This window comes from Methanobrevibacter sp. (genome assembly GCF_045220775.1).
GTDB lineage: Archaea > Methanobacteriota > Methanobacteria > Methanobacteriales > Methanobacteriaceae > Methanocatella.
On record NZ_JBGUWC010000032.1, the window covers coordinates 18350 to 30212 of the forward strand.

An 11863-nucleotide genomic window follows, 5' to 3' on the forward strand; every position below is an offset into this window, starting at 1 on the left:
ACTATAATGCAAATTTTTCAATGGCTTCAGCCACTCCATCACCGTACAGTCCTTTACATGTGTATGTGCTGATTTTTTTGAGTTTATCTTCAGCATTACCGACAGCTATCTTATATCCTGTTTCTTTTAGGAAATCCTCGTCGTTTTCACTGTCTCCAATTGCCATTACATTTTCCATGTGGATTCCATTTCTCTCACATAAATACCTAAGTGAAGTTCCTTTGTTCACACGTTTGTCAGTAATGTGTAGAGCAAAACCGCTGTCATAAATTTCAAGCTGATCCAAGTATTTAAAATCTTTCAATGCGTCTTCCAGTTCTGTTCTATCTAATGTTTTGTAGAATACAGTTTCCGTTAATCTGTACATATTGTCATGTGAAGCATGTTTGTCGAATTTGTCCCCTAACTTTTCTTTCAAGTGATTTTCAGCTGATGTTACAAAGTCCCTTTCAACCAATGTTTCAACAGCATTGTTGTTTTCACCTTCTTTAAAAACAACTCCTCCATTTTCGGCTACAAGCCCTCCGCTGCATCCAATAAGAACTTCTGTTGCATATGCATAATTTACAACATTTCCGGTAACAATTATTGTAGGAATTCCTGCTGCTTCGGCTTTTCTTAAAGCTTTGATTGCAGATATGCAAATTTGTCTTTTGTCATCTGTTATTGTCCCGTCGATATCTACTGCAATTGCTTCTATTGTCATGGTTATCCTCTTGAATATCTGTGTGCTATGTTGCATGTTCCTTCTTTACTTACCATACATGCTCCAATTGGGTGTAATGGATTGCATGCCTTTCTAAATAGTTTACAGTCTTCTGGTCTTGCAAGACCTCTTAGAATCGGCCCGCAAATGCAGCCTTTTGGAGCTTCATTAACATCTTTCACCTCAATGTCATATTTTTCACGGGCATTAAATTCACTAAATTCATCTTTAATTTCTAGGATGGAATTTGGAATCTTTGGAAATCCTCTCCATTCCCTTGAAGTTACATCAAACACTTGGTCAATCATATCCTGTGCGATTACGTTTCCTTCTTCTCTGACTGCTCTTTTGTATTCATTTTCAATTTTCGGTGTTTCGTTTTTAATCTGTCTTAAAATCATATAAACAGACATCAATATGTCTAACGGATTAAATCCCGCTACTGCTTGTGGGATTCCAAAGTCAGTTGAGAAATATTCGAATGGCTTTGTTCCAATTATGGTACATACATGCCCAGGTTGGATTAATGCATTTAAACTAGTTTCACCGGAATTAATTAAAAAATCTATTGCCGGCGGTATCAATCTATGACATGAAAGTACTGAGAAGTTTTCAGGTGGTGTAGCCAATAATTCTGCCGCTGTTGTTGGAGCAGTTGTTTCAAAGCCTGCTGATATGAAAGCAACATCATTATCTACTTTTTCAGCTATTTCTATAGCTCTGTTAATTCCATAAACAACTCTAACATCTCCACCTTCAGCTTTAGCATCTGCAAGAGACCTTTCAGAGCCTGGAACTCTTAACATGTCTCCAAATGTGGTTACAGTGACTCCTTTATCAATAAGTTCCAACGCTTCATCAATTTCACGTGAGGGCACGACACATACTGGACAACCCGGACCCGCAATAATTTGCACTTCGTCTGGAAGTAGAGTTCTAATTCCATTTTCCATTATTGTGTGTTCATGGGAACCACACACGTGCATTATTTTAACGGGTGTAGATAATTCATTTATTTTTTCTAAAAGCTTTTGTGACATATTTTTCATATTCATATTAACACCGAAGATTTAATATTATATTATAGATATATTTAATATTGGATTAATTAAATTTTATTGTAATTTTTAAGGGATATATATGTTTAATAATAATAAAATTTTAGTAGTCATTCCAATTATGGACGATTCCATTGGAATTCCAAGAAAATATTCTCGTTTAATGAATAACAAACCCCTGATTTCTTATTCAATTGAACTTGCTAAAGCATCCCAATATGTCGATGATGTTGTGGTAACTACTGATAATTCTGAACTTGCATTAATATCTGAAAAATTTGGAGCAAGCGTTATTAGGCGCTCCGGGGATTTGGCAGCTGCTGATGCGTCTCTTGAGCAGGTAATCTATGATGCTATGGTTCAAAAAGAAAAACTAGCTTTTGATGAATATGATATTGTAATTATTATTCAACCTTCCTCACCGTTACTTAAATCAGCTACTTTAGATAAGGCGATAGAGAGATTTGAAGATTTTGCTATTGAAAGCATAATTGGTGTTGTTGAGGATTCTCATTTGAGTTGGAGATATGATGATGATAATCAAAGGTTTTTCCCAAATTACATTGAAAGGCTTAAAAAGCAAGATTTGCCTAAATCATTTAGAGAATCAGGATCTGTTGTAGTTAGTCGTAGAGGATTAATTCATGAAGATTCTTATATTGGTTCAAACATTGATTTGATAGTGTTATCTCGTGAAGAAAGCATTGATATACAAAATTATGATGACTGGATGGTTGTAGAGAGTCATATTCAAAAGAAAAGGGTGGCATTCATTGTCAATTCAAATAATGAAATCGGCAATAGGCCTATCCATACATGTTTGTCAATGGCCTCTAAGCTTATTTCCCATGATTTCATAGTTCTTTTAGATAAACATTATGAATCTGGTATTAAAGTAATCAATGAATATGGTTATGATTATAAAGTTTATGATGGAACCGAAGAATTATTAACTATTTTAAAAGAATTTAACCCTCATATTGTTATTAACAATATACAGGATACCTTTGAGGACTATATGCTTAGTCTAAAAAATGAGGGATATTTTGTTGTTAATTTTGACGATTTGGGTGTAGGAATAGATTATGCCGATATAGTGTTTGATTGCTTATATGAACATGATTTAAGCGAAAGTAATGTTTATACCGGCTACAAATATTATGTCCTGAAGGATGAGTTTTATTTCCAGCCCACTAAAGTGATTACTCAGGATGTGAATAATGTTTTGATTATTTTTGAGGGCACTGATTCCAATCATCTTTCTGAACTCTTTTTAGATGCGATTCTTTCAACTAATTATAACAATAAGATAAATATCATATTGGGGGGAGGATATGAGAATATTGAGGAATTGGTTTCCAAATATGAATCTAATCCGTTAATCCAAATCTATCAAAATGTATCTGATGTAAGCGAGTTCATGTTTAAGGCAGATATCATTATCACTTCTGCCAGCAAAACAATGTACGACGCCTGTTCATTAGCGGTTCCGACAATTTGCGTTTGTCAAAATGATTTGGAAAAGACTCATGTCTTTGCAAATGCCAGCAATGGATTTATAAACATGGGCATGGGCGAGCAATTAACCAAACAGGAAATTGTTGATCAGTTTGTTGCTTTGGCAAACAATCCAGAACTCAGAATCGAAATGAACAACAAAATGAAAAGAATTGATTTAAAACATGGATTTGACAATATCAAGTCTGTTGTCCAAGAAAAATATGTTGATTTTAAAAATGGAGATGCAAAATGAATATCTTTAAGAAATATCCTTTTCTAATTGCAGAAATTAGTTTTAATTTCTATGACCTTGCTCAAAAGGATGAAAGTTCCTATTTGGATGTTGCAAGATTGCTAATCAAAAAAGCTAAGGAATGCAGTATTAATGCGGTTGATTTCCATGTTGGAGATTCGGAAGTTCTGCATTGTAATTTTGAAGAAGATTCATTGGATATGGAAGATCAATTAAGTTATGAAGATTATATCCAACTTGCAACATGTTGTAAGGAGGCAGGACTTATTTTTATTATAACTCCTTCTGATTTTAAAGATGTAGATAATTTGGATAAGTATGTTGATGCTTATAAGATATCTGCTTCTGATTTAACTAATCTTCCATTTATTAGGTACATCTCCACTAAAAAGAAACCAATTATTTTATCCACTGCATCCGCCACATTAAAGGAAATCAAAGATGCAATCAACGCTATTGAAGACGAGTCAAACTTCAAAATTGCATTAATGCATTCTGTTTTATCATACCCTACACAATTAGAGGATGCAAATCTCTTGATGATTAAGGATTTAGCTGATTCATTTAGCGATTATGATATCGGATACTGTGATTACACAATACCTGACAGAAATATGTTTGTTTTGACAACTGCCTATAATTACGGTGCTGGAATTTTAGAAAAGCATTTTACAATAGATAAATCTCTAAAAGGCCATGAATTTGCAATGGATGAAGAGGATGTTTATATTTTCAGATTAAATGCCAGTGTTTTATCTAAAATCAAGGGTTTTAAAAATAAACAACCTTTAATCTGTGAGTCTTTCTCAAGAAGAAATGTTAGAAAATCCATTGTTGCCAAAAAAGATATCAAAAAAGGTGAAACAATTAAATTGTCTGACATTGAATTTAAAAGGCCAGGATTAGGTATTCCCCCATCCGAAACTGATAATATCGTTGGAAAAGTAGCTAATTGCAATATTAAAAAAGGATGTTTATTAAATCATAATCTAATATCCTAATTATCTTTTATAAAAAATAAAAAAAGAAAAATTAAATTTCTGAAGAGCAATCTGCAGCATATCTGTTAATTAAAACAGCACATTTGTCAATTGTTTCAGGATCTAATTTTATAGTTGCGGTTTTGATTTTATTCAATAATTCTTCAATAAATAGGTCTTCATCAGTTAAAGGCATATTTATAACAACAACCTCATTATTTATGAAACCAACCAATGGTTCAACAAAACAGTTTTTAATGTTATTGTCATTGAGGAAATTGATTAAATCTTCACCTAAGCTTAATGCTTTTTGTTTAATTTTATTGTCTTGGGAGAATTTAGCTTGTTTTGTAGTATATCTAAATCTTCTCACATTTCCAGAAATTGGAATCTCTTCAATCTTATCTTCATCTAATTCACTTGAACCAATTAAATTTAGATTTTCATTTTCTGATTCCAATCTAAGTTTTGGATTGTATTTCTGTGAAAGTAGAGCATAAATTCCAGTTGGACCTACAACTACGTGGTTGATACCGGAGTTTGAAGTTGGAGTTTTAACATTATAAAATACGTAATAGTCATCGGAAAGAGTTAACAAGTGTTCTCTGATAATTTTTGATCTTTCTTCGGTTTGTTTTACGTCTCTAGTTTTATAAAGTCCATAACATAAGATAATAACTCCAATAAATAATGCAACAATACCTATACCACTGTTTATGGTTAATATTTCAATTATGCTCAAAATGAAAATAGCTGCTCCAATAATAATCATTATATTATTGCCATCCAAATTATTTATATTGAATTTTGATTCATTTTCAAGGACTGAGCTAATTTGAGATGCCGGTTTGCTTTCGCCCGGTTCATTAAAACTAATTTTATCAAGTAAACCGTTATTTTGTGTGTTTACATTTTTTGTTGGATAGTATTCGTTCATTCCTTTTAAAAATTCATCTTTAAGGAAATTTTTTAAAACACCGTAATCATCAGTTTTAGGAACGGCAAATTCTTTTCCAAATTTTGATAAAACAGATTGTGGTATTGTAGTTCTTGCAGTTTTTCCATTTGCTTCTTCTAACTCTTTTTCTTTTTTCTCATCATCTGCTATTTTTAGCATATGTTCTTCTGAAAAGAAATTTTCAAGTTTGTTAGTAATTGATTTTAAGGAGTGTACGTTATCTTCTGTTTTTAATTCTTCAGATGTTGGCTCTTTAGCTTGGGATTCTTTTCTAATGTTTTGAATTTCTTTGCGTCTTTCTTCAATATATTTATCTAATTCTTCGTTCATTTCATCATCTAAATATCTTAAAGAACCTCCGCAACTTTCACATTCATAATCAAGTATGCTATCACTACTTTTAATCTTGTATTTTAGCCCACAGTCTTGGCATTGTACAATGTAGGAATTATCATACTTAAATGAACTAATGAATGATGAACGAGAGTTTTCATTCTCATTAGAATAATCTTCTAAGTATTCTAAGTCACCTGCACATGAAGAACACTCGAATGTTGAGATATCGTCATCATCATCGAGTTGGTATTTTGCACCACAGTTCTTACAGCATACAACTTTCATATTATCCTCTTTAATTACTTTTTATGATATTAGTTTTTTATTTTTTTTATTATATATGTTTCTAAAAATTGGTTATAATCTGTGTTATTTTTTGAAAGTTGATAATATTATTTCTAAATGAAAACGAAAAATGAATATGTCATGGTCATATATTACACTAAACATTAATTTTTTCGTATAGGTATAGCTGGTCAATATTCTTTATTTCAGTATAGTTTGTTAGATTGTCTAGCTTTTGATTTGAAATGTAATACGTCACATTACTTTGATCTATCATATCTGTGGCATCACTTTCTATTCCTGTTGTATTGCCTCCAAGCCACCAGCTATATGGTCGTATATTATAGACTCCGATTAGCATATCCTGATAATCAGGGTTGTTTTCAATAATATAGTCGGACATTTCCTTCGTTGAAGTATATTTACTGGTTGGTTCAAATGTTGCAGTAAATGCAAAGGCTTGTATGATAAATACTACAATTAGAATCAAAGGAATTAAATTTGCATTGATTTTAACATGCTTATGGATATTTTCGATAGAGATTAGAATAAAGTAAATGAATGGTGGAAATGTTGGAATGATGTATCTATTTACTTTGATTTGATAATAACTTAAAAATATTGCATTGCATAATATCCATGCAAGCATAAATAGTCCGGTTTTATGTTCCCGGTCTTTCCCGATAAGATAAAAGCTTATCAATACTAATAATGTTGTAAAAACAGAACTGACTCGAGTAAAACTTAAAATAGCTATTAAGATAATCACAATTGAAATCAAATCTGTTTTTTTAGGATTAAGCCGGTTATCATATAGCCAAAGCCCTGCTCCAACAAGTAATATGGCAATTATGGTCCATGAAAGCATTGTAGGATATTCCAAGACGGGATTTGCTTCAAAAACAGTATGGGAATTTGAAATGAAATTTGGATAATTAACCAAATAGTAGCTTGGGTCAGGATTAAAAGCGGGGTCTGTGTCAGATCCAGTTTTACCAACGATTCCATTTGATATCTGGCTTGTAGCCTCAAAATGGTTATGGCTCATGATAAGGACTACAGCTAAGATAATGGCGGCGATTATTGCGGCTATTTTGATTCCTTTTTTGATGTGAATCAAATCTTCTGGTCTTATTTTAAATCCGTTTTCAAAAATATAATAAAGTAAACAAGCGGGCAGGGTTAATATTACTGTGTATCTTGTGAAAAATCCAATAACAAAAAGTGGAATGAGATATTCATAATATTTGGGGTTTTCCTTGATTGCAATTACAGTAAATAATACAATCCAAATAATTATTCCTGTTGCGGGGATATCCAAAGTTCCATTTGCAAGCCATGTTAAGTAAAGAGTGAATGATGAAAAGAGCACGGTACCGGTCAAGCTTAAGTTTTCATCAAAATATTTCTTCAGCAATAAGTAAAATCCAACATTGCCAAATATTGCAAAGGCCCCTGTAACGATATATATTGCTAATTTGTCTACAAAACCAAATCTAAAGAATAGTGAAGTTAAAAAACAAATCACTGGCGATAAATAGATGAATTTGGTCGAGTTTATATTGGTTCCCGTGTAATAAAGTGCATTTAAAAGGTAAACGTACACGTCAGAACAGGAAATTCCAATGACATCATTGAAATGTATGTAGTGTACGACCAATATTGTGCTGAAAAGCACAATAAAAAGTAGATAAATTTTATCTTTTTGATTTATATTGAATTCTTCAAACATTGTTAATTACTTTCATTAAATTACTTTATATAGGTATTAGTTGTAAAAAATCAAATGATCCAAAGACAAATGCAACAAAAGCTATTAACATTCCGATTTTTAGATTTTTAGAAACTTTTGCAGCAACGCTTCTTTCCTGTGATTTGAGTATCAGAACTGCTGAGTAAACGAACAATATGACTGCAATAGCTATCACTACCAAATATAAAACTCCAAAAATGTGGTAATAATATAATAAAGGACATAATGCACTATCAATTATTATTAAAATGGCAGCTAATATTGCAGGTTTTTTTTCGCCAATTAAGATGGGCAATGTTTTGGCGCCATCAGCCTTATCGCCCTCAATGTCTTCAATGTCTTTTACGATTTCACGTGCTGTTGTCATTACAAATGCGAAAAATCCTAAAAACAAAGATGTTGTTATTATGTTGGGAGTATTAATTGAAAAACCTCCAAAAACAAACCCAAAACCGGTCATAAAACCAACAGTCAAGTTTCCAATCAGTGGAGTTGCTTTTAGTTTATAGGCATATAAATAAAGAACAATGTCTGCAATAAGAACAATTCCGAATGGAATCCAATTGCCTGTAAGGTAGCTGATTAAAAAACCGCATATTGTCCCTGCAAGGAATAAAAGGTAAGCATAATTTCTGCCGTTTTTGAGGGAAATTCTTCCTGACGGTATTGGTCTTTCCGGTTTGTTTATTAAATCTATCTTATAATCGAAATAGTCATTTATCACATTTCCGGCGGCGGTTTCAAAAAACACCGCAATCATCGCAAGTATCACTGGGATTGAAAAAGTCTTATCAATAAGGGCTACAAGAACAATTGAAATTGCACCCATCAATGCATTCCCTGGTCTTAAGATTTCAATATATGGATTCATTTTATTTTTTCCTATCATTATTTCTATAAACGTTTATATATTAAAAGGATAATTATATAAAGTATATTATTTAACATAGTATTATATTTTATTAATCTAAAAAAGTATTACTTATAATTTAATTAAGCTGGTGTTATAATTGAACAAGATTAAAATAGCGATTGTTGGAATAGGAAACTGTGCAAGTTCTCTTATTCAAGGAATACATTATTATGATGGTAAAAATCCAAGTGATGCGATAGGACTTATGCATTGGGAAATCGGTGGATACAAACCTAGCGATATCGAAGTTGTTGCAGCCTTTGATGTTGATGCAAGAAAAGTCGGCAAAACTATTGATGAAGCAATATTTGCAAAACCTAACTGCACAACTGTTTTTCAGGAAGATATTCCAAAATATGACGTTAAGGTAAGCATGGGTCATGTTTTGGACGGTGTTGCAGAGCACATGTCAAATTATGATGATGATTATACTTTTGTCGTAAGCGATGAAGATCCTGTTGATGTAGTTGAAGTTTTAAAAGAAAGCGGAGCCGAAATTTTAGTTAATTACTTGCCTGTAGGTTCAGAAGAGGCAGCAAGATATTATGCTCAATGCGCTCTTGATGCAGGTATTGCATATGTTAATTGTATGCCTGTATTTATTGTAAGTGACCCTGAATGGGATGCAAAATTCAGAGAAAAAGGTATTCCTATTGTTGGTGACGACATTAAAGCTCAAATCGGAGCCACCATCACACACAGAACACTAGCTAGTTTATTTATGGATAGGGGTGTTAAATTAGATAGGACTTATCAACTTAACACCGGAGGTAACACTGACTTTTTAAACATGCTTAATCGTACCAGATTGGACTCTAAGAAAGAATCCAAGACAGAAGCCGTGCAGTCTGTTTTAAAAGAAAGAATGGATGACAGATATATACACATCGGCCCTAGCGATTATGTCCCATGGCAAAACGATAACAAATTATGTTTCCTTAGGATGGAAGGCCGTACCTTTGGTGATGTTCCAATGAACATTGAGCTTAGATTAAGTGTAGAAGACTCTCCAAACTCTGCAGGTTGCGTAATTGATGCTGTAAGATGCTGTAAAATCGGTTTGGAAAGAGGCGTTGGAGGACAGTTAACATCTATTTCTTCTTATACAATGAAGCATCCTCCAGTCCAATATGCTGATGATGAAGCATACGAAAATGTTGAAAAATTCATTCATGGCGAATTAGAAAGATAATTTTTCAATATTTTTTTCTTTTTTTTATTAACTTTTTTTAGATTTTTTTGAAAATCATATAGTTTTTGCTATTCTGTATAATTTATATAATACAATAAACATATATTATAGTTGGATATTCTAGGATTATTTATAAATAAAATTTGAAAGAGGTGTAAATGAATGGCAAAAGTTAGAATTACAGAGACAGCACTTCGTGATGCTCACCAATCTCTACTCGCAACTAGGATGAGAACTAGAGATATGATACCTATTGCTGAAGAAATGGATAAAGTAGGTTATTTTTCAGTAGAAGCTTGGGGTGGAGCTACTTTTGATACTTGTATTAGATATTTAAATGAGGATCCATGGGAAAGATTAAGGCAATTAAAATCCGAATTTAACAAGACTCCAATTCAAATGCTTTTAAGAGGACAGAATTTGGTTGGCTATAAACATTATCCTGATGATGTAGTGACAAAATTCGTAGAAAAATCCTATGAGAATGGGGTGGATATTTTCAGAGTCTTTGATGCTTTAAATGATATTAGGAACATGGAAAAAGCTATCAAAGTTGCTAAAGAACAAGGCGCTCATGTGCAAGGAACAATAAGTTATACTATAAGTCCAGTTCACACATTGGATGATTTTGTAGAATTAGCTAAAAATCTTGAAGCTCTTGATTGTGATTCTGTAGCCATTAAGGACATGGCCGGTTTAATTACACCTACTGCTGCGTATGATTTAGTTTCTGCATTAAAAGAAGAAACTGATTTGCTTGTAGATTTACATTGTCATTGTACTAGTGGAATGACTCCAATTAGTTATTATGCAGCATGTCAAGCTGGAGTGGACATTTTAGACACTGCTATTTCACCTTTAGCATGGGGAACAAGCCAACCTCCAACAGAAAGTATTGTTGCAGCTCTTCAAGAAACCCCATTTGACACAGGTTTCGATTTGAAATTATTGGCATCCATCAAAAAATATTTCGATGACATTAAAGAAAAATACTTAGGCATTCTCGATCCGATTTCCACAAGTATTGATGCTGATGTGTTATTATACCAAATTCCTGGAGGAATGCTTTCAAATCTTATTTCCCAACTCAAAGAGCAAAATGCTCTTGACAGATATAATGATGTGCTTGAGGAAATGCCTCGCGTAAGAAAAGATATGGGATACCCTCCTCTTGTAACTCCAACAAGTCAAATTGTTGGTATCCAATCCGTAATGAACGTTTTAGGTGGAGAAAGATATAAAACCGTATCCAATGAGGTTAAAGAGTATATGAAAGGAATGTACGGTAAGCCACCTGCACCTGTTGATGCTGAAATTTCCAAAAAAATCATCGGTGATGAAGAAGTCATTACCTGCAGGCCGGCAGATTTGTTAGAGCCTGAGTTCGACAAATATAAATCTGAGGGTATGGAAAAAGGATTTGTCAAATCTGATGAAGATGCATTGACTTATGCTTTATACCCACCAATAGCTCCAAAATTCCTTAAAGGGGAAGCTGAAGAAGAGGAACTCAAACCGCCTCATGCATTCAGTGAAGATGAGGCTATTGGAATTCCAACCCAATATAATGTTGAAGTTGATGGGGACATGTATGAAGTCAAAATCATGCCTACAGGTTTCATGGAAATTGAAGAAACCGCTAGCGGAAACTTCAAACCAGTTGAAGGAGGAGTTACTTCCTCAATGCAGGGTATGGTAATCAAACTCAACGTTAATGTTGGAGATAAAGTCACTAAAGGATCCACTATCTGCGTTATTGAAGCTATGAAGATGGAAAACGACATCCAATCTGAAGTTGACGGTGAAGTAACAGAAATCTTCGTAGAGCCTGGTGATGCAGTCAGTGCAGGCGATACATTAATGGTAATCAAATAGATTACCTTTTTTACTCTTTTTTTAATTTTATTATTATTGATGGTTTAATCTTTT

Annotated in this window: 9 protein-coding genes; 4 read left to right on the forward strand and 5 right to left on the reverse strand. The window is 33.0% G+C overall.

Annotated elements, in window-relative coordinates; all coding sequences use genetic code 11:
- Window position 1: 1 nt before the first annotated feature.
- A complete protein-coding gene (locus tag ACJROP_RS01605) occupies window positions 2-706 on the reverse strand; it encodes a phosphoglycolate phosphatase (protein ID WP_406533751.1) in 705 nt (234 codons plus the stop codon).
- Between the two features lie 2 nt (window positions 707-708).
- On the reverse strand, window positions 709-1755 hold the full coding sequence (gene hypD, locus ACJROP_RS01610) for a hydrogenase formation protein HypD (RefSeq protein ID WP_406533759.1): 1047 nt from the start codon (window positions 1753-1755) through the stop codon (window positions 709-711).
- Window positions 1756-1846: 91 nt separating this feature from the next.
- Here hypD and ACJROP_RS01615 point away from each other — a divergent pair, with 91 nt between their 5' ends.
- Together ACJROP_RS01615 and ACJROP_RS01620 are read left to right on the forward strand one after the other, a co-directional pair.
- Complete coding sequence (locus ACJROP_RS01615; RefSeq protein ID WP_406533752.1) at window positions 1847-3517, forward strand: cytidylyltransferase domain-containing protein; 1671 nt, start codon at window positions 1847-1849, stop codon at window positions 3515-3517.
- On the forward strand, window positions 3514-4518 hold the full coding sequence (locus ACJROP_RS01620; RefSeq protein ID WP_406533753.1) for an N-acetylneuraminate synthase family protein: 1005 nt from the start codon (window positions 3514-3516) through the stop codon (window positions 4516-4518). Before ACJROP_RS01615 ends, ACJROP_RS01620 begins: the two co-directional genes overlap by 4 nt.
- A gap of 31 nt (window positions 4519-4549) precedes the next feature.
- On the opposite strand, the gene ACJROP_RS01625 is transcribed toward ACJROP_RS01620, so the two are convergent.
- From ACJROP_RS01625 to ACJROP_RS01635, 3 genes are all read right to left on the reverse strand, one after another.
- Window positions 4550-6076 carry an NERD domain-containing protein gene (locus ACJROP_RS01625; protein WP_406533754.1) on the reverse strand — a complete coding sequence of 509 codons (1527 nt, stop codon included), beginning with the start codon at window positions 6074-6076 and terminating at the stop codon, window positions 4550-4552.
- 157 nt (window positions 6077-6233) lie between these two features.
- On the reverse strand, window positions 6234-7808 hold the full coding sequence (locus ACJROP_RS01630) for a glycosyltransferase family 39 protein (RefSeq protein WP_406533755.1): 1575 nt from the start codon (window positions 7806-7808) through the stop codon (window positions 6234-6236).
- Window positions 7809-7833: 25 nt separating this feature from the next.
- Window positions 7834-8700: a UbiA family prenyltransferase gene (locus ACJROP_RS01635; RefSeq protein ID WP_406533756.1), complete on the reverse strand. Its 867-nt coding sequence runs from the start codon at window positions 8698-8700 to the stop codon at window positions 7834-7836.
- A gap of 139 nt (window positions 8701-8839) precedes the next feature.
- On the opposite strand from ACJROP_RS01635, the gene ACJROP_RS01640 reads away from it, so the two are divergent.
- On the forward strand, window positions 8840-9934 hold the full coding sequence (locus tag ACJROP_RS01640) for an inositol-3-phosphate synthase (protein WP_406533757.1): 1095 nt from the start codon (window positions 8840-8842) through the stop codon (window positions 9932-9934).
- Window positions 9935-10096: 162 nt separating this feature from the next.
- Window positions 10097-11809, forward strand: a complete 1713-nt coding sequence (oadA, locus tag ACJROP_RS01645; protein ID WP_406533758.1) for a sodium-extruding oxaloacetate decarboxylase subunit alpha — start codon at window positions 10097-10099, stop codon at window positions 11807-11809.
- Window positions 11810-11863 lie beyond the last annotated feature (54 nt).